Here is a 25,204-nt window from a genome sequence, read left to right as displayed (position 1 = left end):
TTTGGGTGAGAGAAACCTAATCGACGCCGAGATAAGCGGCGCGAATTGCACGATCCTCGGCAATTTCACTGCTGGACCCGGCCTTGGAGACCCGACCGCGATCCATCACGACCACATGTTGGGCAAGATCGAGCGCCACCGCGACGTCCTGCTCCACGACGACGATGCCGACACCGTCGCCGCTGATCGTCTTCAATGCTTCGACGAGGAAGTCGACGGCAACCGGCGACAGGCCGAGCGACAGCTCGTCGATCATCAGGACGCGGGGCCGCGACATCAGTCCGCGGCCGATCGCGCACATCTGCTGCTCGCCTCCAGACATTGATACGGCGTCCTGACGGCGGCGCTCTGCGAGCTTCGGAAACATTGCGTAGATCCGATCGATATCCTGCCGAAGCTCCGCTGGCGCGGCAGCGCGTGCAAACGCGCCCATCAGCAAATTGTCTTCGACGGTCATGCCGGCGAACAAGCGTCGGCCTTCCGGCACATGCGCGATGCCGGCGTTAACGAAATCGAGTGCCTTGGCGCCAGAAAGTTCGGCCTCGCCGATCCGGATGCTGCCCTGGCGAGGTTTCAGCAGTCCCGAGAGGCTGCGCAACAATGTTGTTTTCCCGGCACCATTCGAACCGATGACCGCCGTGATCAACCCGACTTCGGCCGACAAGGAGACGTCGGCGAGGACGGAGACATCGCCGTAGCCCGCCGACAGATTCGAGACGACGAGACCAGCGCTCATGATTTGTCTCCGAGCATCGCAGCCGCGCCACGCGTGCCGAGATAGGCCTCGATGACCGACGGATTGCGAGCGATCTCATCCGTCGGACCACTCGCAAGCAGCTGACCGCGATGCAGCACGATCAATTGCGGACAGAGGCCCTTCACGACCTTCATCAGGTGCTCGATGATCACGATCGCGACGCCTTCGGCGGCTATCTTCCGGATCATGCCGAGAACACCTTCAATCTCTCCCGTGTTGAGGCCGGCATTGACCTCGTCGAGAAACAGCAGCCTTGGCTTAGCGACCCAAGCGCGCGCAAGTTCCAGGCGCTTTCGTTCCGCCAGCGTCATGCGGATCGGCAAATGATCGCGGCAATGACTGATGCCAAGGTTGCTCAAAGCGGCGTCGGCCTGTTCCCGGGCGCTGGACAACGATCGCGAGTGCCCTGCGAACATGGCGGCCGCGGCGACATTGTCGAGCCCGGTGAGCGCGTTGAAAGGCTGGACGATCTGAAACGTTCGCATCAGCCCCCTCGATGCGAGTTCGTGAGGTTTCCGACCGGTGATCTTCTGACCGCGAAACGAGATTTCCCCCTGCGATGGCTTGAGATGACCCGTTACCAGATTGACGAGCGTAGTCTTGCCGGCGCCATTCGAGCCGATCAGGCCGACGATCTCACCTTCGTTCAGCTGAAACGACACGTCATCGATGGCCTTCAGCCCACCAAATCGACGACTAATATTTCTCGCGTCGAGCAATGCGGTCGTCATGAGCGCGCCTTCCTGGAAACAAACGAGGGCAACACGCCGGCCGGCAATATCAGGAGCAGCAAGACGATCAGGACCCCCAGTCCGCCCGCACTGAAGCTCAGAACATTGCGCCAGACGATTTCCTCAAGCGCGACAAAGATAGCGGCGCCGACGACCGGCCCGAGGATCGTACCCACCCCCCCAAGCAATACCGCGACGATCGGCTTCACTGACCACATCACGTCGTACACGTCCGTCGGGTCGATGTAGCCAATCCAGCCTGCATAGACCGCACCCGCAACCGCTGCGGGAATTGACGAAAGAATGAAGGCATACGTCTTGAGCTTCTGGGCATCGACGCCGATGCCCGCTGCCGCGGTCTCGTTCATGCGGATGCAGTCGAGCCCAAATCCGAGACGGCTCCACTTGATGGCGGCACCCAGGAGAACGGTGAGCACGGCCAGAGCCAGAGAAATTCGCAACGCGAAGCTCGCCAGCACTTCCGGGTCTCCTCCGGCGCCGGCAATGGTCAGACCCATGCCCCCGCCGGTCAAATCGGACCAACCGGTCGTCAATTCCTTGAGGATCGTGCCGAGCATGAGGCTCGCGACCGCGAAGTAGTGGCCGCGTAACCTGAGAACACCGTAGCCGACCGGCGCAGCGAGCACGCCGCCAGCGAGCCCCGCGGCAGCCAGTGCCAGTCGCCAGTCCACCCCCTTGGCTTGAAGGATCGCGGCGACATAAGCGCCGAGGCCAAAAAATGCGCCCGTTGCAAACGACGGATAGCCGGTAAAGCCGCCGACGATGTTCCACGATGCAGCCAGCACCAGCAGAAGGCTAAACATCGTAACGAGGCGCATGAGATAGGGCTCGCCAGCAAGGATCAGCGGAAGCCCCGCGCAGGCGAGTGCACCGATGGCGGTGATTGCAATCGCAAGTCGAGCACGAGACATCATTCGTAGCCTGCCCGGCCCAGGAGGCCCTGTGGTCGCGTGAACAGCATCAGAAGGAGAGCGACGGCCGCGACCGTCGTGCCGTACTCGGCACCGACCAAAAGAGCACCCAGGCTCTCGACGACGCCAAGCAACAGCCCCCCGGCGACAGCACCCAACACGCTCCCAAGCCCACCAAGGACGCAGGCGACGAACGCGACGTGGAGATAATAGGCGCTGTTCAGCGGCGAGGTCGGGAAGATCGCCGCGAGCAGGCAACCAGCGACGCCCGCCATGGCCAATCCAAGTCCGAATGTCGTCGCATAGATGATCTCGACACGTACGCCCATCAACTCGGCTGTCTGCCGATCCATCCTCACCGCGACAATGGCGCGACCGAGACGGGATTTGTGGAGATAGAAATGTAAGGCGAAAGCCGCGCCGATAGCCGCAACCGCAGCAAGAAGGCGATCGACCGGGAGGGTCAGCGCGCCGAGGGTGAGCGGCATCGTCGGAAAGGCTCCCTCGATCTTCCGATAGTCCGCCGTAAACAGGCTGATCATCGAATTGTTCAGAATCAAATCCATGCCGAAGGTGAACACCAGGGTGATCAGCACGGGGGCCGCGACCACACGCTGAATCAGAAAGCGCTGGAGCAACCAACCGGCCGCGAACAGCAGAGGACCAGCAAGAGCGACGGCCGCCAAAGGATTGAGGCCGGCATATCTCCAGGCAAAAAACGCAACATAGGAGCCGAGGACGACCGCGGACCCTTGCGCAATGTTGATGATGTTCAGCACACCCCAGACCAACGAGAACCCTGCGGCCATCGCCGCATAGAGGCCACCAAGCAGAAGACCGTTGAGAATGACCTGAGCAATTTGCACGATCGCACCGGTCCGATCAGATAATGCCAAGGCGAAAATCGCCTTGCGCGATTGAGGAAGGCGCCAAAACGATCGGCCGGCCGTTCTGGATCTGGAACACGGGCGGCACCAGCTTTTCGATCTGTCCGGTCGAGCCGAACGAGATGGGGCCGTAGAACGTCATGGCATCCAGGCTCGCCAACGCATCGCGTAGCGCAGGTCCTTCGAGCGACCCGGATTTGCGCGCGGCGAGCTGCAGGATCGCGCCGGCCGCGGCGGCCGACGCCTCGATGTAGTCCGGCAACGCCGAATAAGTGGCGAGGAATTTCTGGACGAAGCTCTCAGTCTTCCCGAAGATGTCGACGCCCTCGTAGCGTACGGCGGGGTGCCACCAGGCCGCGCTCGATATGTTCTCCGCAGCACGGTGCAGGGCTTGCGTGAATTCTTCGTAGGCAGGCCCGGCGATCATGGTGAGTACCTGCGGCTTCAGGCCGAGATCGCGCATCTGGGTGCGGACTTGCACGAGATCATTGACGTATCCGCCGACGAAAACCCATTCCGGATTGGCGCTGCGCATCTGGGTGAGCGCGGAGGCGAAGTCGAGGCTGCCGATGGCGAATTTCTCGTCGAACACGAGCTCGAGGCCACGCTTGGTGGCCGACTTCTTCATTTCGGCACTCAAAGCCAACGGCAGAAGATCATTGCGCGAGAAGATTGCCACGCGCTTGATAGCCGGCGCCGCCGTCAGGACCATGTCTGCGAGGGGCTCGGTCAATGTCTCGTTCGGCGTGAACGTTCCGAACAGATACTTGAAACCCTGATCATAGACCTCGCGCGAGGACGCTGTCGGGGCGATCATCGGCACTCGATAACGCTCGGCGATGGCACTGGATGCTTTCGCAGCGCCCGAGCCGAACGGACTGAACAGCGCGTGGACACGTTGTTGCGTCACGAGCTGCTCGCAGGCCTGCACCGCACGCGGTGTGGAAGATTGGTAGTCGCTATAGGCAATCCGCACGGGGATACGGCGGCCGCCAATTTCAAATCCGCCGGTGCTTTCAACCTCCTTGACCCAGAGGTCGTAGCCGCGCTTCTGCTTCTGGCCTTCCGGAGCTAATGGTCCCGTCAACGGCAGGGGGGCGCCGATCCGCAATTCGTCACTGCCCTGGGCCCGAACGATTGCGGGCGCTACGACGGCGGCCGCCATTCCGATCAATACCGTCCTGCGCTGCATCAGATCCTCCCCAGAACCTATCTTGCTCTGGGAGGAGTCATGACAAACGACAAGGCGATTACGATAGAGCCGACACGCGTAGGCAGCGTACTCGGATTTAGAACACCCGTCAGCCGGCACTAGACCTTGTGATCGGCAATGCTCTGACGAACGAACCGCAGGAGGGTCTCGGCCGCCTTGGACAGTGGTTTGGTTCGTAGTGTAATGACGTCGATAGTGGCCTTGACCAACAGCGCGTCGTCGATTTTACGCGTCATGAGAGAACCTGCCGCCAGTTCTCGAAACAACGCCTCGGGGGGCAGAACGGTGAGAGCGTTAGTCGATGCCGCGATCGTCTTGGCGACATCAAGTGAGTTCGTCTCCAGGAACGGTCTCGTCACCGCACCGACCTTGCCGGCAGCACGTTCGATCAGGGAGCGAATACCAAAACTGCGATCAGGCAGGATGTGCGGACATTCCAAGACATCCTTCAAGCGCAGGCCCCCTGATCGCTGCGCCAGCTCGTGGCTGGGTTGCATGACTGCCTGAAGCGGCTGTGGCCAGCGCATCCTCAAGAGGAGTTCGTTCCGCAACGGAGGATCGAGGGCGATCCCGATGTCCGCCTCCTCCTTGAGGATTGCTTCAGCAACCTGGTGAGTCCCAAGGATTCGGACCTCGAGATCCACTCCAGGAAACTTGGCGCGGAATGCCGAAATGCACACCGGCAGAACACGCCCCTGGGTTGCCTCGACCGTTGCGAGGGTCACGCGGCCACGGCGCAGCCCGCTGAGATCATCGATGGCGGATTTAAGCCGATCAAGATCGCGCTTGGCGCATTGGACATAGCGGGCGACGAGCTTGCCCTGCTCCGTCGCCTCGATCCCCGTCCGGCTTCGCAACAGAAGCGGCGCGCCAAACCGATGCTCGAGCAGCTGGATCTGGCGGCTGATCGCGCTCGGCGCGATCTGGAGGCGGTCAGCCGCCAGGCGTATGGATCCGCAATCGACCACTTCCGTGAAGTATCGGAGTGCTGGATCCAGCATGCGCTATTGCACGACTTTAGTGCGTTGTTCGCCCAACCCCTCGATCCCGCAGCAAAGCAGATCCCCCGGGCGAAGATAGTCCGGGTCGGATTTGTTGTAAGCCACACCGCGCGGCGTACCGGTGAGGATCACATCCCCCGGCAGGAGGCGCATGAACTCGCTGAGATGGGCGACAATGCGCGGCACCGAGAAGATCATGCGCGACAACAACGAGTCCTGCCGAACCACGTCGTTCTTCTGAAGCCAGATTCGTCGAGGTCCCAAGTCAGCGACTTCGTCGGAGGTGACCAACCAGGGTCCAAGGGGCGCAAAGGTGTCGGCGCTCTTGGCCTTGCTCCACTGCCCGCCTCGCTGGAACTGCCAATTTCGCTCGGTCACGTCATTGGCAACACCGAACCCTGCGACGGCGGCCATCGCATCCTTCTCGCTGACGCCAGCCGTCGATCGACCAATCACACAAGCAAGTTCGACCTCCCAATCGACAGCCTCCGCCGTCTTGGGAATGACGATTGGATCGGTCGGTCCGCAAATCGCCGTCGGGGACTTGAAGAAGACGAGCGGTTCGCTAGGCAACTCGAAGCCAGTCTCCTCGGCATGATCCGCATAGTTGAGCCCGACGCAAACAACCTTGCCTGGCGTCGGCACCGGCGCGCCGAGCCGTACACCCGCCGGAACAGTCGGATAGGAGGCGATGTCGGTTGCGGAGAGCGCGGCGAGCGCAACGGGATCGAGTGCATCTCCAACCCAGTCAGAAATGCGGCCAGAGAGGTCTCTGATGCGGCCTTGCTGATCGAGGATACCCGGTCGCTCTCGTCCAGCATCGCCAAATCGCACAAGTTTCATAGTGGCCCCACCGCCTCAAGAACGCCGCACGACGAGATCTATTTCGACACGCGCATTCAGCGCCAGTTTTGCAACTTGCACCGTCGTGCGTGCCGGGAACGGCGCGGTGAAAATGGTGCCGTAAATCGCATTCATCGCCGCGAAATCGTTGATGTCCACAAGGAATACGTGTGCCTTGATGACATCTTCGAATCCAAGGCCAGCAGCGGCGAGGACCCGAAGCAGATTCTCGAAGGCTTGGCGTGTTTCTGCCTCGATTCCGCCGGTGACCATCGCGCCGGAGACCGGATCCTGCCCAACCTGGCCCGAGGCATAGAGCAGATCGCCTGCCCAGACGGCCTGCGCAAATGGCCCCACAGGCGGTGTGAGGTCCGGGGCGGTTACTATCTTCCTGGTCATTCTAAAGTTCCTTAGTCCAATTGGGGACGGCGCCGAGGCTGACGTCGGTGGTTGGCGCCGGTTTACAGAAAGCAGGAACCGATCTATCGTTCTTGTCGGATATTGACCTCAGCGCCATGGCTACTTTGCAATTCGAGAGCCCTCTCGACAGAGCGACCTTTCGTAGCTCGCCGATGTTTGGCGGCATCGATTTGATGTCTGCGCGATTTGTGCGGCACAGTTTCGCACCGCATTCGCACGATGAGCTGATGATTGGTGTCATGCATGCCGGGGTGAAGTCGTTTCGATGCGGAAACGCTCGCGCGCATGCTGCGCCGGGCGATCTAGTTGTGGTCAACCCCGGCGAAATGCATACCGGTGAACGCGAGCATGGGCGGGAATTAGCCTATGCTGCGCTTTACGTGCCAGCCTCCGCCCTCGCCTCGATCCTGGCGCGCCCGTGCGGCGATGGGTCTATTGTCGGGAAGACGGTCATCGAAGATCCCGATCTCTGGCATTGGTTTGACCAAGCCCAAGGACTTACCTTGGCCGGCACCGACATGGCGGGCGCCGAAGAGGCGATGGTCTGTGGCATTTCGCTGCTGTTCGAGCGCTATGGGGCCGACCGTCTCACACGCACCGATTCGGGTTGCTCAAAAGCAGTCGATCGTGCGATCGCGTTCTTGCAAGCGCGAGCATGTGACGATATCGGCCTCGAAGATGCCTCCAGAGCTTCCGGCGTCGGCTCCTTTCACCTGATCAGGCTTTTTCAGAAACACCTCGGCTTAACGCCCTACTCCTATCTGACCCAGGTGCGAATTGCGAAATCGCGGCAGCTCCTGAGGCTTGGCGAACCGGTCGCGCAGGTGGCGTTGGACGTCGGTTTTGCCGACCAAGCGCACTTCACAAAGCGCTTCAAACAATTCACCGGCACGACGCCGGCCCTCTATGCGAGGTCGATGCAATAAACTGCCGGTCCGCGCCCCGCATTTGAAGTCCCCAAAAGCCTCCGGCCGCAGCAACTTTCGACAAGATTTCTCACGGTCACGTCCTCCAATAGCCGCAGACCCACTGACCTTGAGGACGATGTGACACACAAGCCAGACTGGCCGGGCCGATTTCCTCGAAACGAGATCATCTCGTTGCTCGATATCAATCGGCGTTACAATCTGGCCGAAAGCACGGCCCAGGACCTGACATTCGGCGAGATTGTGAGCATGGCCGGCGGCATCGCCGCGCTTGACGGCCTCAAGATGGGCTATGGTTCGTCGGCGGGTCTGCCGCGCCTCCGGGCCACGATTGCCGCGCTTGCGGGAGTTCGGGCGGAAGACGTCATTACCACGCAAGGAACTGCCCTTGGACTGTTTCTGCTGGCGTTCGAACTCTGCCGTCTGGGCGACGAGGCCGTTATTGCAACACCATGCTTTCCGCCCTCGCGCGACTCGCTCGTCGGCACCGGCGTGACGTTGCGAGAATGTCATCTGACATTCGATCGCGGCTATCGGCTGACACCCGAAGCACTCGAACCGCTCCTCAACGAAAAGACGAAGCTCGTCAGCATCGCCAGCCCGCAGAACCCGAGCGGCGTGCGAACAGATCTCGCGGAAATACGAGAAATCCTGGACCTGATGCGCACGAAAGCTCCGGCTGCGCGCCTATTCGTCGATGAGACGTATCGTGAGGCAACCTACGGGGATGAGCTTCCTCCTCAGAGTGCCGCAGCGCTTGATGAAGCGATCATAACCGGCGGATCCGTCTCAAAGGCGCACGGCGCTCCTGGGCTCCGCGTTGGATGGCTCACCGTCCGTGATCCTAAGCTTCGCGAGCGATTGACTGTCGCAAAAATGAACCTCGTGATCTCCGGTTCTCCGCTCGATGAGACTTTGGCAGCGACCGTCCTTGATCACCGAGAGGCAATTCTGCGCCAGCGTCGCACTCTGCTTGCAACAGGCCTCTCAACAGTGGCGGCATGGGTCGGCAACCAAGCCGGCATGGTCCAATGGGTCAAACCTGACGGCGGGGCTCTCTGCTGCCTACGATTGAACCCAACGGCATTCGACGCAGCCGCCATTAACCGCTTCTGGTCGGCGCTTCCGAAGTCCGATCTCCAGATCGGAGATGGGTCGTGGTTCGGCGAGTCATCCGCAGTCTTGCGACTCGGCTTTGGCTATCTTCCAATCGACGTTCTTCCGACCGCCCTCGATGCGCTTTCTGCGACAATCCAGGCAACTGCGCGGAAGGCCCAATAGCCTGAGCCCCGCCCTTGAGACACCAAAGGCGATGCGCCTTGGTGTCTCAATAGCCGATCGTCGCCGGTCCCAATGAGACGCGATCTAGGCGCGATCCCTCTTATAGGCGACCATTTCGATCTTCATGTTCTCGTTTTTCGTCGGCAGCGCGGGCACCCCGACGCAGCATCGCGCCGGCTTGTGGCCACCCATCGCCTTCACATAAACTTCATTTACAGCGTCGTAGTCGCCTATGTTTACAAGATAGACGTTGACCTTGACGACATCGGCAAAGGTCGCATCGCATTCCTTGAGAATGTTAGCGAGGTTCTTCATGCATTGGGCGGTCTGTTCCCGAATGTCCAATGGGAATTGCCCCGTCTCCGCGTTGTAACCGGCAGTTCCTTTGGTAAAGATCCAGGGCCCGACGATCGATGCGTGCGAGAACGGACGAGTGTTAGCGTGGGAGTCCACAAAGCGTACGTCGTCTGTCATGAGAGACCTCCATTCTGTTGTCGTAGGTTATTTTCTGAGCCGCATGGTTCGGCGCTCGATCCACCTGATCGTTAGCGTCAGGGGCCAGCAAATGATGAAGTAGACCAGCGCAACGGCCGTAAATATTTCCAGCGGCCTGAACGTCGCCGATGAGAGCTCTGTTGCCTTTCGCGTGATCTCGGGCACCGAGAGGACGGAAGCGAGCGACGAGTACTTGATGAGCATCACGAAGTTCGATGCGAGCGGCGGCAGACTCGCCCAAAATGCTTGGGGCAATACAATTCGAGTGAACGTCTGTAGCCTGCTCAGGCCAAGAACCTTCGCTGCTTCTACGTGCCCCTTTGGGACGCCTTGAATTCCGGCCCGATACACCTCGCCTATGAACGCTGACGAGTAAATCGAGAGTCCAAGAATTGCTGCAAACATCGCGGGAATGTCGATTCCGAATGATATTGGCAGCACATAATAGTACCACAGAAGCTGGATCAGGATTGGCGTGTTGCGCACCAACTCCCCGAACGTGATACTGATGGATCTCACGACTTTCCATCTGGAGAGATCGAGAGACACCAGTACCAATCCGCCCAACATCGCCATCACAAGCGTGACAGCGGATATGATCAGGGTGCCCTTGAGACCCGAGAGCAAGAAGGGCAAGTTATCTCGAACAACGTCCCACCTGAACGTGTACGTGCTCATGTCTCGACTCGCGCCACGCTGAGAGGCTACTTTGCGACCATCGGACTCAAATTATGCTTGTCCGCATATTTCTTGAGCCGACCGTCATTGTGAATCGTTCGCACGAACAGGTTGATGAAGTTCAGCCAAACCTGATCCCCTGGGGCGACGACGTATGAATACGGCGTGACGGCGAGCGGCTCGGACGGTGCGATCAGCTTTGCCCAGTCAAATTCCTTCTTGATCCGAACACTGGCCGGGTAGTCGCTGATGTAGACGTCCGCCTTATTGGCAGCCAGCTCGCTCAGCATATCGGCGGGAGGCACTACGCTGCGCTGGGTCGCCTTTTTCAGATAACCCTTCATGATGTCATCCATGAAGCTTCCGAGACCGGTGACGACCCGCACGCCGGGCTGATCGACGTCGTCCCATTTCTCGATCTTGCTACCGTCCTTCACGATGGCGTACAGGCCGGACTCGAGATACGGATTGGAAAATTCGACCGCCTGAGCCCGCTTCAAGGTCGCTGCAACGGCGAACATTCCGATATCGCACTTGTCGGCCTGAAGATCGGCAATGAAAGTCGAGAACTGCGTCTCGACGATCTCGAGCTGAACGTTTAGCTCCTTCGCGAGCTCATTAGAGAGATCCACGTCGATCCCTTCAAGCTCTCCGGTTTTCGGGTTCCGAAACGAGATGGCGTAGTAGTTCGGAACCTGACAAACTCGAAGTTTTCCCTTCTGGGGGATCAGAGTCAACTTCGAGACCTTTTGCTGTGCATAGACAGCTGCCGATCCAAAGATCGCGCAGAAACCGATCACACCAGCGGCAAGAATCGACAGCTTTTTCATTTGGCCCCCTCGTTCATCGCTCAGAACATCATTTCCAGGAATTGCTTGGCTCTCTCGGTCTTGGGCGACCTAAAGAACTCATCAGATCCGCCTTCTTCGACCAGCTTTCCGCCGTCAAGAAATGCGATGCGCGTGCTCACGCTTCTGGCGAACCCCATCTCATGGGTGACCACGATCATAGTCTGACCATCGTCGGCGAGCTTTTTGAGTACAGCCAGCACTTCGTGACGAAGCTCTGGATCGAGAGCAGACGTCGGTTCATCGAAGAGGATGACTTTCGGATTCATCGCGAGCGCACGCGAGATCGCTACGCGTTGCTGCTGACCGCCGGAGAGTTGCGCCGGATATGCGTCGCGCTTCTCCGCGATGCCGACCTTTGCCAGGATTTCGGTAGCCGATGCGATGGCAACGTCTCGCGAAATTCCACGAACGCGCATGGGCGCTTCGATCACGTTCTGAAGCACGGTCATATGCGGCCACAGATTGAACTGTTGGAACACCATGCCGATGTCCCGCCTCATGAGCCGTGCGGCTTGCTGGGACTGACGATCGGAGGCTGCTCCGGCAACTGTGGTTCCGTTGATACGGATCTCCCCGAACGAGATTTCCTCGAGCAGGGCCAGGCACCTCAGGAACGTCGTCTTACCCGAACCGGAAGGACCGATAAGGCTGACGATCTCACCTTCCGCAACGTTCAGCGATACGCCATTGAGCACCGCAAGAGCGCCGAAGCTCTTCTTGATCTCGCGAGCCTCTAGAATGGTTTTTCTGGATGCCAACACTATGGGATTCCGCGCCTTCTGCCGGTGGCCTCGATCCCCCAGATTAGACGTGCCCCTTGGCAGACCAGAAAGCGGTAACTTGCGAGCGCGGTGTTGCCCGAATTAGACCACCCCGATCTGGGACCAACGAACCAATGCCTCTTATTCGTCAGTTCCTGCGATAGAGAATAATCGACCAAATCCGCCGAGGTTGAGGTCGATCCCGTTTGAACGCATCAATTGCCACACCATGGACTGGTTGCTGGTCACCACGGGAATGCCCCAGCGTTGCTCGAGCCGAGAAATGATTGGAGCTGACCTGATGGCGGTGCAACTGATGAAGCATGCATCGGTGCGTGGATTGATGTTGTCGTCGGCCCAATCAGCAATCGCGTTGGGTACAATCCTGGCCATCTGGGTGTTCGTATTGATGCCGAGATATGCGTTGGTTTCTACGACAAACCCCTTTGCTTCGAGGAATGATATTTCTCGCTCATGAACCGCGCTGATGTACGGAGTTAGCAGCGTAATGCGCTTGGCGCGGAGCTGCTGCAACGCCTTGATGACCGCGTCCGCCGTGGTGAAGCATTTTATGTTTGTTGTTGCCTCCACGCGTTGGCGGATTCCGGCCGCCAAATCGGGGGCGAATGTCGAGACTGCTGTGCAGTGGAAGACAATCACATCAACGCCGGCATCAGCAAGAAGACTGGATGCCGGCTCAAGCTGATCGAGCATCCCGAGCAGCTCCGGCTTGGAACTGCCACGAAGAGCGAGCCTGGTCACCAGCGGAGAAATACCCGCCGGCAGCATGGCGCGGATTTCGGGCTCTGCGATCGGATTACCCGACGGCATCAAGATCCCAACACGAAGGCGGCTACCATAATCGACGTCTGTCATGGCTTTCAGATCTCTTCAGTAGCGACACGAATCTGCCCGGCTCCGAGCTCCGCCTCGTTCGCCACGGAGATCGGCTTTCGGGCACCCAACATGATCACGATCGACCCGCCGATGAGCAACACGCCTGCGATCACGAATGCACCGGAGAAGCCACCAGTCGCTGCGACGACGTAGCCGGTAACGATTGGCGCTGCCGTCCCGAACGTATTTCCGCCCATGATAAGAAGGCTGGTGGCGACGCCGTTGTACCGGCCGTCGGACATCAAATCGGCGATCAGCGCAATGTTCATGGCCATTGCGGTGGCTACGCATGCGAGCGATACGCTGATCAGGACCTCGATCAGCCAGATTGAATCAACGAATGGAGCGGCGAGGATCACGGAGGACAGGAGCAGCATCGTCGCGATCAACTTCCGCCTATCGCTATTGCTCGCCCCGGTTCCCTTCAGGAGTCGATCGCTCAACCAACCGAGACCAAGCCCAAGCAGTGCCGCCGTCCCGTAGGGGATGGCCGAGAACAAGCTCGACTTCAAGACATCCATGCCGCGCGATGCCACGAGGTAGCTGGGTAGCCAAGTCATAAACAAATAGAGTGTGTAGCCAGCGCACCCTTGCGTCAGAGCCAGAGACCACATGGTGGGACTACGTAGCAACCCCTTCAGGGCAGCAGTCTGGTTGAGTTTCTGGGCGTCATCCGTTGCGATTTGGCCGCGATTATCGCGAATGAGGTTACGTTCTACAGAACCAAGCCAAGCTGCCTCTTCTGGCCGGCGATATAGCAGATACCACAGTACGGCGATGGCAAGGCCAGCGATGCCGGTAATGTAGAAAGACTCGCGCCATCCGAATTCGACGATCAGCGAGCCGACCACGACGGAGCCAAAGCAAAGGCCGGCGTGCGCGCCGCAGTTGAGAAACGCCGCGGCAATGCCGCGCTCGCTGGCAGGTGCCCATTCCCGAATGATCTTGCCACCGGCAGGATAACTCGCTGACTCGCCTATTCCGAGGACGAGACGGGACGCAACGAGCGAAGAATAGGTTGACGCCAGGCCCGTCCAGATTCCGGCGAGCGACCAAATGCCGAGCGTCGTATAGGTGACCGCACGTCCCCCAAATCGATCGGCCAGCATACCCATGGGGATCAGGCAGATCAGATAGGTCCACAGGAAGGCAGAGAAGATGTACCCCATGTCGATGGGAGACAGGCCGTAGCTCTCTGCCAGCGGCTTCGCGGCGACGGACAGATTGACCCGATCGAGGTAGTTGATGAACATCAACACGAACAGCCCGGCATACACGCAATATCGCTTCTTGAAGCCCATCTCCTACCCCCTCAATGATTGAACTCGCAAAAATCGCGACGACCGGATCGTCAGTAGTCGATCAGCAAGGATCCAAATCCCGGAACCCGATCCTCGATCCCGCTCTGTCGCAGCGCGTGCCAGTAGATGGCGGTGTTGATGGCGATGACGGGCTTGTCGAGCCAGAACTCGGCAATGCCCGCCAGACGAGCCATGGCAAGGTTGGTGCCGACCTGGATGATGGCCTCCACCGACGGATCATTCATCTCGTTGATGGCGTCGCGAAGCTGCTTCTCCGACACGTGGGCATACTGCACGGGAGAAGGTCCGCGTAGCCCCTTCAAAGCGACGATCTCGAAGCCACATTCTGCGAAGAAGCGGCGGACCTGTTCATCGCCTGGCGGCATGTAGGGCGTTATCACGCCGATCCTGCGGATGTTTCCGTATTTGGGCAACGCAGCGCGAACAGCTTCCGCCCCCATGGTGACCGGAACGCCGCCGGAGATCTGGTGCATGCGTTCGAGCAGCTTCTTGCTGCCTTCGAGCCCATCCCAGAACGTTTCGGACGACATGCCGAGCACAAGACGATCGGGCTGGCAGGTCATCACCACCCGCGCTGCCTCGTCCATCGTGGCACGGATGTTGTCCATCACGCGATTGAAGTCAGCATCGTTCCTGATCGTGTCGTTCGGAATATGGAGCCGGCCGTGGTGATTGGTCACACCGTAAGGACGCATCGCATCCATCTCTGGCTGCACCGCGGTGTTGGTGGACGGCGCAATGATGCCAAGCTTGAGGCGAAAACCCAGGGAATCGGTCACTTTACGCCTCCGGCGCTGTACTTCTCGACGAATGATTTGCGGATATCCTGCGCAGTCATGAGGTCCGCGTATTTCTGAGCCATGTCGAACAGGCTGGCGTGATGAGGGCCCTCTGCGCGGTCTCCCACGCAATCAGCTGCAACGACGATGAGAAATCCGCTCCCCATTGCATCGACGACCGTGGCTCTGACGCACCCGGACGTCGTTGCTCCTACCACAACCAGCGTGTCGACGTTGTGCTTCGTTAGCCAAGCCGCCAGGTCCGTGCCGGCGAAGGCCGATGGCAATCGCTTCCGCAGAACTAGCTCACCCGGCCGAGGTGCTAACTCCCGCACGACCGCTGACTGCGGATTCTCTTCCGTAAGAGAAAGGAGCGACGGGACTTTGCGCGTGAAAACGTTGGCATCACTCGCATCGTCAGCGAACACGACCCTGGTGAAGGCAACCGGCCAATTTGCCGACCTTGCGAACCCAAGGAGGCCTTGCGTCTCGACGATTGCATCGCGGATATTTCCACCACCGAACACAGTCGGATCGGCGAAACCATTGACGAAGTCGACGATGACCAGCCCGGGGCGATCGCCAATGCCCGACCGGTTGCCAAAGCCCTGGCGGTGATAGATCTCTCCCTCCCCGTGGGAGAGCGAGGCTTCGTCAGCCATCCCGGTTTTCCTCCGCTTGCAAACGATGACGTTGTCAGCGGCGGTACCACCGGCCTGAAGCCAATGAAAATTAAGAGTTCTTGCAACATGATAAGATCGCCCTATCATCTTGCGCGATGCGCTATACACTCGGCCAAGCGGAAGCGTTTTATTGGGTCGCGAAGCTCGGCAGCTTCAGGGCGGCCGCGGCGCAGCTCAATCTGACGCAACCGACAGTCAGCCTGCGTGTCCGCGAGCTGGAGCGCAATCTCGGTGCGGAGCTTTTGGATCGCTCGCTGTATCGGCCCGTCATGACACCAGCCGGCGTCGCTATCTACGCCGACACCGAACGGATGCTTGCGATTGCCGAGCAGATCGAGCGGCGCTCCCGCAACAATCCCTCAGATGAACGACTGTTCCGGATCGGCGCTGCCGAGTCCTTCGCCGCACTAATCTTGCCCGATCTATTGGCGGCATTGGAGGCAAGACACCCCTCCTGGCAGATCAATGTCGAAGTCGACGTCAGCACCCGGCTCGAGACTGCGCTGCACGAACGGACCATCGACATCGCATTTCTTGCGCAACCACGCGTTCGGGATGGTATCTCGATTGTCCCGCTCTGGTCGGTCGACAGTGTTTGGGCGATAGGAAAGGATTGTTCGTTCAAGGGAGCAATAGCGACGCCAGAAGTGCTGGTCGATGTTCCCATCTACACGACGGCTCCACCGTCCGGACTTTTCACGAACATGATGGCGTGGTTTGGCGCTCGTGCTGTGAAACCTAGCAGGGTCGTCACATGCGACACGATTGCGATCATCGCGCGCCTTGCTAGCGCGCGGGGTGGCGCAGCGTTGGTGCCGCAAGCGATGGTCTCGGCTTTCGGCGGCGAACTTGGACTACGCATTCCGGACGCTGATCCACCGCTGCTCCCGCTCAACATCTGCGCAATGTGGTGGGACGACACCGGTGGCATCGAGTGCGCCTACATGGCCAATTTGGCTCGGCAGCTTGGCGCAGCACTGTCCGGCAGCAAGCTTGGGATGCCGATTGAGACCGACGCCTGACGAGCGATCGACCGCCCCGGCCTGACCGGAAGCATGCTCGCGGTGCACAAGCTGTCTTCTAAGCGATTGAACAACTTGAACTCTTGCTCCAGTCCATCATGGGCAAGCATTCTTGCGTATCTATTTCCTCGAACGAGCCTGCACTATGCAGATAAGGACGCGCGCGAACGGCGGCACGGAGTCCGACTACCATCCGCCGGAGCTGGCGATCGAGAAAAACGCGGCGCTGGCGAAATCGGGCGGCATGTCGCAACTGGCGGAAAGGCTGGTCTGGCGGGCCTTGCTGCGGAAGCTGGATCGCATGTCTCCTGATTTCCGCGAATAAGTTACCCACCGAAACGTATCCGCGGCGCGTCGAGGCGTACGAGTTTGCTGTCCCTCAGGTTTACTCGCGACAGCACACGCCTGCTTGAGTGGGAACACGTTACCTTATGATGCCGACTTTGCGGATCTAGAATCCGGCCCTGCGTGTAGCAGGCCGTCACTACGGATCGCGCTCTCCGAAAATGGAGAGATAGCCTCGCGCAAGAATAGTTCTCGTAGTTTCGGGTGAGATCCTCAACAGAAGTGGTCGCAAAGCCGGCTGTAGTAATTCATGCTCGATTACGTGGGGGAGCGATTGTGTCGACCGGAACGGCATACGCCGCGCTTCCTACAGAGGGGCCTGCCGTTCTCTTTTTTACGACCGAATACCCTGCGTCACGCTGCTGGTATTCCTGCTGGTATCAGCAACAATCCGCTATGAGAACTACTTAAGATTCAGATGGTTATATGATTAGATGATTGCCGGCCAGGGGCACCACGGAAGAAATCATAATAATAACAATAACTTAAGCTGCTGGTTCGATTCCGGATTTCTCCGGAAAACTTTCGCGATGCATTGAAAATACAAGCAAAAGCCCACTGCAGCCGTCCGCTTTGCTGGTATTTTTGCTGGTATCGCCAAGCCAAACGCGCCGCGGCGGATTTCGATACTCCCGACGAGGGAATTAAGCGCCGGCATGCCCCGTTCACCGCTTTACGCGTGACGTTCGGACGTCAATCTCAAATGACTAACCCCGAGTTGGCTGGCCATAGAGGAACGCGAACGCGTTCACGATTGCTTCGATGCTGATCAGGCTCGGCCGAGCATCGCGCGGCGGCGTGAGCGAAGGTTTTGGAATCGCGCATTTGCCCCTAAGCCCGCATTGCCGTCCGCCCGCGCTGATCCAGGAAAATCCGTGTTGTAAGAATTAACGGACTGTTTCCATGACCGACATCGCACAGTTGAACCAAGGCCGCTTCTATTGGGTACTGGTCCGCTCGAGCACGAAAGACCCGGAGTGGCAACCGGCGCGCTTCACCGGCGTAGCTGGCCACGGCGCCGGCGCGACGTGGGACTTCATCGGCTTCAACAGCGACGTCGGTCACTACTTCGTCGAGGTTATCGAGATCGGCCCGGAGCTCACCGACGGTCCCTGATTGAAGTGAATGCCCCGAACCCCCTCACGCTGAAATTCCACCGCCAAACACTTCGCGACGCCATCGAAGATCAGGTCCATCGGCCAAGGTCTCAGCGAAGCGGCACGACCCGTGACTTGAAAGCTAACGGACCAGCTCCGCCCCCGTCGTGTCGAATGGTCCGACACGCGGCTCGCGCACGCATTCCCAGACTGGGTCGGGATCAAGGTCGATCCCGGCCGCTTTTCTCCTGCGCGCCGCTGCTCGATGAGCAAATAAGATCAGCACTCAAAAAAAGCGCGACCTGCACCGCTTGTCAGCTAACGCAGCTCGTAAGCTATGCTGTCGTGATCGCGATGGGGCCTTGGTCGCTGCTGCCCGCCGCGTGGTTGGATCTGCCAGCTGTCTTGGCCAGCGCGCGACAACGAGAAATGCTAGAGATCAGAATCAGTCGTCACGTCTATCGGGAGACCGTTGGTCTCGACCCGCAAGCAGTCGCCGAATGTGATCAAGCACCGATCGATAGTCTAGGCCACCTTCGGGCGCCTCATTACACAGGTCGCCTGCCAGTTGCAGGACTTTAGCAATAGTGCCGCCGAGCAGAACCTTGATAGTCGGATGGTTGGTCCTCAACCAGGACGCCAGGGTAAATTCGCCCTCACTCGCCACGCCTTTCACGTCCATGAGCACAACGTCTATGCTCTCTCTTCCAGTGGAAACTGCTCTACTCGCCTCGGTGGCATTGACCGCCTCCAAGACGCGATAACCGCAATCGCGAAGATATTGGGCAAGGGGCTGCCGCACGAGAATGTCGCGCTCCACCACCAAAATCGTTGCAGGTTCCATTGATTTTCACCGTATCGAGCTTGTGATGAGCCGCACGACTCCGGTCGGCTCGTATGGCTTAGGTACGAACTTTCCTAACCGGCTCGCCGCGCCCTCCAACTCCAGGTTTCCAGAGCAGATAAGCACCGGCATCAGCGGGTACTTGGCCCGAACCCGTTCGGCCAGCGCGAGCCCATCGAGAATGCCCGGTGTCTGGATGTCAGTGAACACCAGATCGATTGGCTCGCCGGATTCGATGAACTCCATCGCAGCATCGGCGCACGCGGCCTCGATTACCTGAAAGCCGGCGTGTCGAAGCGTCGCGGCAATGTCTATGCGGACGAAAAGCTCATCTTCGACGAGCAAGACTCGGACCGGCCCCGCATCGAGCTCTTGCAAGGGAACCACTCCCATGGCTGGCCTCCGTTATTGAACTTTCAATGGGGTCCCGGGCCCTTTGTTCCTGACCAGCCAACTGGGACACGGTGTCCTTCATGTGCACTCACAGACGACCGTCAACAGGCCGCGCGAAAGTTGGCACCCGTCGAGAGCTTTCGGCGGTCGATCGCGCGGTCCTGTTGCGAGTTCGTCAAACCAGACACGCGCTCGAGTCCTGAACGTCGGCATTCCCTTGATCTTCACTTTCCGTCACGGCGCGGCCTCGACGGCATGCACCGCGACAAATCCGGTAAGGTCTTGTCGCTGATCAATGCCGCGCGCAACATTGGCGCCTCGATCGGCATATCGGTCGCGAATAATGTGCCGGCGCGGGACCATCTTTGGCGCACGACGTTTCGGATTCCCGCTCCCCGCAATGGAGGCATTCCGGGCTGAAGCAAGCGCGAGCCTCGCGGTTGCGATCTTTGCGGGCACTTATCTGGTCATCGCTATCGGCACGTTGCCGCGAGGGGCAATTGCGTCAGCCACATCATCTACTTCTGCTCAACACTTGAGCTTGCCGGAACCAAAGGATGACGCTTCGATGAAGTGGCGGTCCTTGGCGTGACACCTAGTCTCCTCTAAGACTAGCCTCAAGCCATCCACCGCAACGGCGCCCCCGTCGGACGTATCACCCGGCGGGGGTTTCGCCTTTGTCGTTTGTCCGGCGTCGCTAGACCGATCTCATGGCAACGGAGACAGATTATTACATCATGACCTTCGAATCCGGCGACAGTCTCGGTCGTTGGGGCTGGGAACTGAGGCGGCGCAGCAGGCCCATGGGAGTGAAAATCGGCGATCGCGGTTACCAGTCCCAAACAGCGGCAGAATACGCTGGCAAAATAGCCCTCGCGAGATTTTTGGATGAGCTTGCAATGGAAGAAAGACGGAGCCGTTAGCTGGCGTCGCTTATCCGGGGTGGAGCCGTTCGCATTGCCTGCCCGCGTTGCTATGATAACCGCTGGGTCTGCGAGGCCCATCCCGCCTCGGGAGTGAGGCCCGCGCGCATGCTGTTGCGGAGCGGCTGGCGCGCTCTGCCCGTATGCATCGCACTGACCAGGGCCCCCCAAATTTGCATAAAGCTCTGATGTTTAATCGGAGACTGGGGTGCATCTTTTTTGCTGAAGCGGAATCAAACGAGAACCCAAATCCGAAAGAAGTACGTCAAGGGACCGTCAATATCGCCACTTTCGTTTTTGCACAAACCTTCGAAATGCAGACGGAGCCGGATCCGGCGAAGCTGACGCCCCTGATTGCCATCAATTGTAACATTGGCGCGGGACTGGCCGGTCGGTTCTAGAGAAGAGAATGCAGCAGAGTCCCGAAGGGGGAGGTACTCAGCCCAGGTAAGGTATATGCGATGCCTGACGTCGTGGTCGTGTCGTATTCCTGAGCGAGGGGCCTAGTGCAAGGTGCAATCAGACGTTGAGCATCTTCGGCCACGACCTGACGTCACCTCCGATTGGCATCTTGATCCACATTGCGATGGTCGAGCTGCGCGCCCCGTCGGATTCGGCGGCTAACTGGCACCGGTGTTCGGTTAGGCCGCAATCAGTGCGGCTTTGCCTCCGTCTCCCGCGCCAACCTCCTCCACTCATCAGCGAGCTCGAGCCAACCCTCTTTGAAGGGGGCTCACGGTGGCTCGAGCCATTTGATTGCACAGCTCGGCTTGCACGCGGTAGTGCTCCGCTAGAACGGCGGAAGGGGCTACGTCGGACAAGCGCAGTCTCATTGCTTGATGTCCTTTTTCCGAGCCAGCGCGTTATCGCGCAAAGCTTGCTGGAATATAGACCCGTGGCACGCATGCCGTGCCTGACCCAGGCTGTGCCGCAAGAGTGCCGCCGCATGGACGTGCCGGTTCGGCGTTTGGTCGGGTGGCGGATTGGACGATCCAATCTACGCTCCGATATTGCTGACAATTGCTATCGGAAAAACCCCAAACTGGCCGACGCCGGGGAGCCGAGGCCAGCCCGCGGCGAATTTGAGCCTCAGACCTGCTTTCGCCTCTTCGGCTTGTCCTCAAACCACTCCACGTGCCGGACTTTGAAGGCCTTAGTGCCGCCCGGCGCGTCGACCAGCACGGTTGTCCCCTTGGTCTTACCGATCAATGCCCTGGCGATGGGAGAAGTCACTGAAATTCTTCCTTTGCTCGCATCAGCTTCCGGCTCGCCGACGATCTGCCAAGTCCGTTTCTCACCGGTATCATCGTCGATTAGCGTCACGGTAGCACCAAATTTGATCGTATTGCCGGAAAGCTTGGATACGTCGACGATTTCTGCCAGCGCGAGCTTGTCTTCTAGCTCGGCGATCCGGGCCTCATTGACGTTTTGCTCCGCCTGCGCAGCCTGATATTCGGAGTTCTCCACCAAGTTGGCATCATCGGCGATCGCCTGTTGAATTCGCTGAACCAAACGAGGTCGCTCGATCCTGATGCGGCCTCTTAGTTCATCTTCAAGAGCGGCGTGACCCGCGGCCGTCATCGGAAGCCTTATCATCGCGCACCAACCCATTCCCCGAGTTTGCTTCAAAGCTTCAAGGCCAAGGGGAATGCAGACGCTAACAGCCCTTCAAAGGTTGACAGCCGTTCGCGAAGGCGTTTCTCCACAATTTCTCGTTCAGCATCGACGAGCTCAGTCTGGAGCAGCCTACGACAGCGCCAGATGTCGTTCCGTACGGATCTGATCTCACTGAAGCTGTCATCAATCGTAGACATCACCGAACCCACTGACCCTTAAGCCCTGTCAGCTCTGCAGTTCTTCAGCGAGCCGCCGCTCTATGAAGGTGCGTTCAACGTCAGTCAATTGTGTGTTCAGGAGCTTTCGATATCGCCGCACATTTGCTTCGCGAGTCCATCGCAAATGATTTGCTGTGCGCGGCGCCGGCATCGACCGATGCCGCCTGGTGGCTGCGTGCCTTCCGAACATACGCTGCGGTCTGTCCGACGCAGTGCAATCAAGCTTGCTGAGACGAGGAAGCCGCATGGCCAATCCCCCGCGTGGCGGTGGATCGTCCTCGTCCTCAAGCTGCTTCAGCGCCGCCAGGATGCTGTCCAAACGTAGTCTGTGCGGGAGACCCGGGACCTCACGAAGGGCGGGCTGGGATTCGACGGTGTACATATCCGATGCCCAGGACGACAAGATTACTCGCTTTTCGTCGGTGGACAGCTTGAAATCACCCAAGACATCGTCGGGTGAATTGTAATGAGATGCCGGGTGGAAAACGGGCCCAACATTGTTGGCGGTGCGATTGGCTTGGCTCATGTCGTGTCTCCTTTTGCTCCTTTCGTGGAGAGACAGGTTGATCTGAGAGGAGGTTGAAGGCGGCGGCCACGCCGCCGCCTTCTTGCTTTCAGTTGGTATTGATCGCGATACGCTTGACGTTGCGGTTTGACTGCTCAGACTTCGGAAGCGTTACAGTGAGGACGCCGTTCTTGAAGTCGGCTTGCGCCTTGTCTTCTTCGACGCCCTCCAGCGAAATCTGGCGTTCGAACGATCCGTAGTAGCGTTCGCTGACGAACTTCGAGTCGTCGCTGCGGTCGGCCTTCTTCTCGCCGCGGATCGAAAGAACGCCGTTGGCGATCTCGACCTGAACGTCCCTTTCGCTGAGACCTGGAAGTTCGGCCGTAACCGTGACCGACTTGTCGGTTTCGCTGAGTTCGAGCCGAGGCCAGGTGAATTGGCCCTCCATCAAAGGATTGCCGAAGCGACCGAGCGGGCCGAACCCGCGAAAGACGTCGTCGAAAAGCCGGTTCATCTCGCGGTGAAGCGTGAGAAACGGATCGAAAGGCTCCTGACGGGTTGGGAGCTGCTGACCTTTCGTCCACGGAACAAGATCACGAATACCCATGATATCCTCCTTGACATGAAGCTGGTCGACGCCCGGACAAATTGCGGCCCGTGCGACGAGATCAAGCGAAAGGCGGGCTAAGCTGCCTTCTGCGTGATTTGCCCGGCCGGGGCGCCACCGCCGATGGCGATGCGCCGGGGCTTCATGGCCTCGGGGATTTCGCGGACGAGTTCGATCCGGAGCAGGCCGTTGTCGAACGCGGCAGTTTTCACCTGGACGTAGTCAGCAAGGTTGTATTGCCGCTTGAACGGCCGAGCCGAAATGCCCTGGTAGAGATATTCGTGCTGGTCCTTGCCGCCCTTGCGGCCTTCCACGGTGAGCACGTTCTGCTCGGCCGTCACCGCGATCTCATCGGGGCCGAATCCGGCCAGCGCCAGCGAGATCTGATAGCGATCTTCGCCGAGCCGTTCGATGTTATAGGGCGGGTAACTGTCCTCGGTCCTGTGCTGGGTTTCGTCGAGGAGATCGAAAAGGCGGTCGAAGCCGATGCTCGAACGCCACAGGGGAGCGAAATCATAAGTCCTCATAGCCAAGTCCTCCTGAGAGCAAGATGGATACGAAGGAGCGCAAGACACCCGTGTCTGACGCCCTGTTCAGTTCACCGGACCCAAAGCTGGCGCCCGGCACCACTGCAAGCGGCAAAAAACGACTTAGAAGAAGGGTAATCAATTTCAAGGGCGTCCCGAAAAATTTTTGCGGCGATTTTCCTTCGGTTAATTTTGCGTTGCAGCTTGCGCAGCGAGACCTTTCAGCCAAGTTTCGGCCTCGCTGACCAAGCGCATCAGCTGGCGGCGTTCTTCGGTCGAGGGATCGTCGCGCAGTTTTTTGCAATGCAGAATGACCCGCCGCTCGTTCGCGATCAGGAAACTGTGTGGAGCAGCGCAATATGTCGCGAGAGCAGCGAAGCCAAGCTCGATTGGATTTTACGTCGGAACGGCGATTTCGCAAACCAGCCCTTCCGCGCGCCAGTCAAAGAGCACCTTGCCGCCAAGTGGCCTGATGGTTCCTTCGATGAGGCGACTACCGAAGCCCTTGCGTTCGGGCGCATTTACTTTCGGACCGCCCAATTCGGTCCAGCGGAGTATTACCTGTCCATCCTGGGTGCGCGACCACGTCAATGCAATCCGGCCTTTCGCGTTCGATAGCGCTCCATACTTGGCAGCGTTGGTTGCCAATTCATGCAGAACCACAGCAATCGCCTGCGCAGCGGTGGGTTCTAATACGGTTTGCAGACCGTCCATCAGAATCCGCTTGTCGTGACCCTCCTGGAGATAAGGGGCAAGCTCCTGCTTGGCGATCGCCGAGACTTCCGCTCCTATCCACCGCGCTTCAACGAACAGCGAGTGAACATTTGCCATCGCTTGGATGCGCCCGCTGATCACTTCCTTGAGGCGCTCGCAGGTGTCGGACTGAGAAAGATTGATGATTGCCTGTACGTTCGCGAGGATGTTCTTGCTTCGGTGCTCCGCCTCGCGCGCCAGAACGCCAATCTGTTCCTGAGCTCGCTTGTGCTCGGTAATATCCCTCGCAATCTTTGATGCGCCAATGATGTTGCCGCGGGCATCCTTGACAGGAGAAATGGTCAGCGAAACGACGATTGAGCTACCATCTTTATGTCGCCGAACGGTCTCAAAGTGGTCGATGCGCTCACCACGTCGGATGCGGGTTAAAATCTCGCGTTCTTCGCTTTGTCGGTCCTCCGGAATCACAAGTGTAATGGGCTGGCCGATCGCCTCGGCGGCCGAATAGCCGAAGATGCGCTCAGCCGCCCTGTTCCAGCTTGTAATAATGCCGTCCAGATTTTTGCTAACGATCACATCGTCGCTATTCTCAACTATGGAGGCCAGCAGATTGGCCAAGCGCTCGGCACGTTCCAGGGCCGGCTCGCTGACGAGAGGTTCGCGTTGAAGCCCCGACTGTTCTTTAGGCGCCAATGGGGACCCCCAAAACCCGGACGTGCACTGCAGTAGGTGCGCCAATCATAGCACTGAACCCAAAGGCAAGAAGTCTCCATTGGCACGGTTTCAGCGGAAATTGTCGGTGCCTTCGTCCAACTCGCATCCATCCGGCTATGGCTGGCTGCGCGTTTCGAGTCCGCGCCCTTAGGTCGTCCGGCCGGGCCGACCACCTAGATGAGGAAGATGATCCGTTACGGTTTTCAAGGGCCAACATGAGC

At 59.0% G+C, this 25,204-nt stretch carries 30 protein-coding genes; 7 read left to right on the top strand and 23 right to left on the bottom strand.

Going from position 1 to position 25,204, the window contains the following annotated elements; all coding sequences use genetic code 11:
• Positions 1-16: 16 nt before the first annotated feature.
• Genes Q0030_RS11260 through Q0030_RS11225 form a run of 8 tightly spaced genes read right to left on the bottom strand, consistent with a single transcriptional unit; the run spans position 17 to position 6,763 of the window.
• A complete protein-coding gene (locus tag Q0030_RS11260; RefSeq protein ID WP_298366480.1) occupies positions 17-736 on the bottom strand; it encodes an ABC transporter ATP-binding protein in 720 nt (239 codons plus the stop codon).
• Positions 733-1,488 (bottom strand): ABC transporter ATP-binding protein, encoded by a 756-nt coding sequence (locus Q0030_RS11255; RefSeq protein ID WP_298366478.1) that lies wholly within the window; start codon positions 1,486-1,488, stop codon positions 733-735. The genes Q0030_RS11260 and Q0030_RS11255 overlap by 4 nt, the downstream gene beginning before the upstream one ends.
• The gene (locus Q0030_RS11250) at positions 1,485-2,423 is read right to left on the bottom strand and encodes a branched-chain amino acid ABC transporter permease (RefSeq protein WP_298366476.1); all 939 of its coding nucleotides are present in this window, start codon (positions 2,421-2,423) and stop codon (positions 1,485-1,487) included. Before Q0030_RS11250 ends, Q0030_RS11255 begins: the two co-directional genes overlap by 4 nt.
• Positions 2,420-3,316 (bottom strand): branched-chain amino acid ABC transporter permease, encoded by an 897-nt coding sequence (locus Q0030_RS11245; protein WP_298366474.1) that lies wholly within the window; start codon positions 3,314-3,316, stop codon positions 2,420-2,422. The genes Q0030_RS11250 and Q0030_RS11245 overlap by 4 nt, the downstream gene beginning before the upstream one ends.
• The gene (locus tag Q0030_RS11240; RefSeq protein WP_298366472.1) at positions 3,303-4,619 is read right to left on the bottom strand and encodes an amino acid ABC transporter substrate-binding protein; all 1,317 of its coding nucleotides are present in this window, start codon (positions 4,617-4,619) and stop codon (positions 3,303-3,305) included. Before Q0030_RS11240 ends, Q0030_RS11245 begins: the two co-directional genes overlap by 14 nt.
• Positions 4,619-5,521, bottom strand: coding sequence for a LysR family transcriptional regulator (locus Q0030_RS11235; protein WP_298366470.1), 903 nt, complete (start codon positions 5,519-5,521; stop codon positions 4,619-4,621). Before Q0030_RS11235 ends, Q0030_RS11240 begins: the two co-directional genes overlap by 1 nt.
• A gap of 3 nt (positions 5,522-5,524) precedes the next feature.
• Positions 5,525-6,364, bottom strand: a complete 840-nt coding sequence (locus tag Q0030_RS11230; protein ID WP_298366469.1) for a fumarylacetoacetate hydrolase family protein — start codon at positions 6,362-6,364, stop codon at positions 5,525-5,527.
• Between the two features lie 15 nt (positions 6,365-6,379).
• The gene (locus Q0030_RS11225; protein WP_298366467.1) at positions 6,380-6,763 is read right to left on the bottom strand and encodes a Rid family detoxifying hydrolase; all 384 of its coding nucleotides are present in this window, start codon (positions 6,761-6,763) and stop codon (positions 6,380-6,382) included.
• Positions 6,764-6,810: 47 nt separating this feature from the next.
• On the opposite strand from Q0030_RS11225, the gene Q0030_RS11220 reads away from it, so the two are divergent.
• Together Q0030_RS11220 and Q0030_RS11215 are read left to right on the top strand one after the other, a co-directional pair.
• Complete coding sequence (locus Q0030_RS11220; RefSeq protein WP_298366465.1) at positions 6,811-7,710, top strand: AraC family transcriptional regulator; 900 nt, start codon at positions 6,811-6,813, stop codon at positions 7,708-7,710.
• A gap of 120 nt (positions 7,711-7,830) precedes the next feature.
• Positions 7,831-8,991: a pyridoxal phosphate-dependent aminotransferase gene (locus tag Q0030_RS11215; protein WP_298366463.1), complete on the top strand. Its 1,161-nt coding sequence runs from the start codon at positions 7,831-7,833 to the stop codon at positions 8,989-8,991.
• An 84-nt stretch (positions 8,992-9,075) separates the two neighbouring features.
• On the opposite strand, the gene Q0030_RS11210 is transcribed toward Q0030_RS11215, so the two are convergent.
• The 8 genes from Q0030_RS11210 to Q0030_RS11175 all read right to left on the bottom strand — a co-directional run bounded on the left by Q0030_RS11210 (position 9,076) and on the right by Q0030_RS11175 (position 15,436).
• Entirely contained in the window at positions 9,076-9,465 is a 390-nt protein-coding gene (locus Q0030_RS11210) for a RidA family protein (protein WP_298366461.1), read from the bottom strand.
• A gap of 27 nt (positions 9,466-9,492) precedes the next feature.
• Entirely contained in the window at positions 9,493-10,164 is a 672-nt protein-coding gene (locus tag Q0030_RS11205; protein ID WP_298366459.1) for an amino acid ABC transporter permease, read from the bottom strand.
• 26 nt (positions 10,165-10,190) lie between these two features.
• Positions 10,191-10,994, bottom strand: coding sequence for an ABC transporter substrate-binding protein (locus Q0030_RS11200; RefSeq protein ID WP_298366457.1), 804 nt, complete (start codon positions 10,992-10,994; stop codon positions 10,191-10,193).
• Between the two features lie 20 nt (positions 10,995-11,014).
• A complete protein-coding gene (locus Q0030_RS11195) occupies positions 11,015-11,755 on the bottom strand; it encodes an amino acid ABC transporter ATP-binding protein (RefSeq protein WP_363323447.1) in 741 nt (246 codons plus the stop codon).
• A gap of 162 nt (positions 11,756-11,917) precedes the next feature.
• Positions 11,918-12,652, bottom strand: a complete 735-nt coding sequence (locus tag Q0030_RS11190; protein WP_298366455.1) for an aspartate/glutamate racemase family protein — start codon at positions 12,650-12,652, stop codon at positions 11,918-11,920.
• Between the two features lie 5 nt (positions 12,653-12,657).
• Complete coding sequence (locus tag Q0030_RS11185; RefSeq protein ID WP_298366453.1) at positions 12,658-13,974, bottom strand: MFS transporter; 1,317 nt, start codon at positions 13,972-13,974, stop codon at positions 12,658-12,660.
• A 50-nt stretch (positions 13,975-14,024) separates the two neighbouring features.
• Positions 14,025-14,774 carry an Asp/Glu racemase gene (locus Q0030_RS11180; protein WP_298366451.1) on the bottom strand — a complete coding sequence of 250 codons (750 nt, stop codon included), beginning with the start codon at positions 14,772-14,774 and terminating at the stop codon, positions 14,025-14,027.
• On the bottom strand, positions 14,771-15,436 hold the full coding sequence (locus Q0030_RS11175) for an isochorismatase family protein (RefSeq protein ID WP_298366449.1): 666 nt from the start codon (positions 15,434-15,436) through the stop codon (positions 14,771-14,773). The genes Q0030_RS11180 and Q0030_RS11175 overlap by 4 nt, the downstream gene beginning before the upstream one ends.
• 116 nt (positions 15,437-15,552) lie before the next feature.
• Here Q0030_RS11175 and Q0030_RS11170 point away from each other — a divergent pair, with 116 nt between their 5' ends.
• The 3 genes from Q0030_RS11170 to Q0030_RS11160 all read left to right on the top strand — a co-directional run bounded on the left by Q0030_RS11170 (position 15,553) and on the right by Q0030_RS11160 (position 17,940).
• Positions 15,553-16,479 carry a LysR family transcriptional regulator gene (locus Q0030_RS11170; protein WP_298366447.1) on the top strand — a complete coding sequence of 309 codons (927 nt, stop codon included), beginning with the start codon at positions 15,553-15,555 and terminating at the stop codon, positions 16,477-16,479.
• A gap of 112 nt (positions 16,480-16,591) precedes the next feature.
• Entirely contained in the window at positions 16,592-16,804 is a 213-nt protein-coding gene (locus Q0030_RS11165) for a hypothetical protein (protein WP_298366445.1), read from the top strand.
• Positions 16,805-17,727: 923 nt separating this feature from the next.
• Entirely contained in the window at positions 17,728-17,940 is a 213-nt protein-coding gene (locus Q0030_RS11160) for a hypothetical protein (RefSeq protein WP_298366444.1), read from the top strand.
• A gap of 426 nt (positions 17,941-18,366) precedes the next feature.
• Here the strand turns inward: Q0030_RS11160 and Q0030_RS11155 are convergent, their stop codons facing one another.
• Both Q0030_RS11155 and Q0030_RS11150 read right to left on the bottom strand, forming a co-directional pair.
• Positions 18,367-18,765 (bottom strand): response regulator, encoded by a 399-nt coding sequence (locus tag Q0030_RS11155; protein ID WP_298366442.1) that lies wholly within the window; start codon positions 18,763-18,765, stop codon positions 18,367-18,369.
• Positions 18,766-18,771: 6 nt separating this feature from the next.
• A complete protein-coding gene (locus tag Q0030_RS11150) occupies positions 18,772-19,158 on the bottom strand; it encodes a response regulator (RefSeq protein ID WP_298366440.1) in 387 nt (128 codons plus the stop codon).
• A gap of 985 nt (positions 19,159-20,143) precedes the next feature.
• On the opposite strand from Q0030_RS11150, the gene Q0030_RS11145 reads away from it, so the two are divergent.
• A complete protein-coding gene (locus tag Q0030_RS11145) occupies positions 20,144-20,482 on the top strand; it encodes a flagellar biosynthesis regulator FlaF (protein WP_363323446.1) in 339 nt (112 codons plus the stop codon).
• Positions 20,483-21,170: 688 nt separating this feature from the next.
• Here Q0030_RS11145 and greA read toward each other — a convergent pair.
• The 4 genes from greA to Q0030_RS11125 all read right to left on the bottom strand — a co-directional run bounded on the left by greA (position 21,171) and on the right by Q0030_RS11125 (position 23,555).
• Positions 21,171-21,677, bottom strand: coding sequence for a transcription elongation factor GreA (greA, locus tag Q0030_RS11140; RefSeq protein ID WP_298366438.1), 507 nt, complete (start codon positions 21,675-21,677; stop codon positions 21,171-21,173).
• 246 nt (positions 21,678-21,923) lie between these two features.
• Complete coding sequence (locus tag Q0030_RS11135) at positions 21,924-22,442, bottom strand: hypothetical protein (protein WP_298366436.1); 519 nt, start codon at positions 22,440-22,442, stop codon at positions 21,924-21,926.
• An 88-nt stretch (positions 22,443-22,530) separates the two neighbouring features.
• On the bottom strand, positions 22,531-23,028 hold the full coding sequence (locus tag Q0030_RS11130) for an Hsp20/alpha crystallin family protein (RefSeq protein ID WP_298366434.1): 498 nt from the start codon (positions 23,026-23,028) through the stop codon (positions 22,531-22,533).
• Between the two features lie 77 nt (positions 23,029-23,105).
• On the bottom strand, positions 23,106-23,555 hold the full coding sequence (locus Q0030_RS11125; protein WP_298366432.1) for an Hsp20 family protein: 450 nt from the start codon (positions 23,553-23,555) through the stop codon (positions 23,106-23,108).
• A 23-nt stretch (positions 23,556-23,578) separates the two neighbouring features.
• Here Q0030_RS11125 and Q0030_RS11120 point away from each other — a divergent pair, with 23 nt between their 5' ends.
• Positions 23,579-23,800 (top strand): hypothetical protein, encoded by a 222-nt coding sequence (locus Q0030_RS11120; RefSeq protein ID WP_298366430.1) that lies wholly within the window; start codon positions 23,579-23,581, stop codon positions 23,798-23,800.
• A 151-nt stretch (positions 23,801-23,951) separates the two neighbouring features.
• Here the strand turns inward: Q0030_RS11120 and Q0030_RS11115 are convergent, their stop codons facing one another.
• The gene (locus tag Q0030_RS11115) at positions 23,952-24,962 is read right to left on the bottom strand and encodes a PAS domain S-box protein (protein ID WP_298366428.1); all 1,011 of its coding nucleotides are present in this window, start codon (positions 24,960-24,962) and stop codon (positions 23,952-23,954) included.
• Between the last annotated feature and the right edge of the window lie 242 nt (positions 24,963-25,204).

The sequence above is a fragment of the uncultured Bradyrhizobium sp. genome (assembly GCF_947648125.1).
In the GTDB taxonomy this organism is placed as follows: Bacteria; Pseudomonadota; Alphaproteobacteria; order Rhizobiales; family Xanthobacteraceae; genus Bradyrhizobium.
This window is presented reverse-complemented; position numbering and strand designations above follow the sequence as displayed.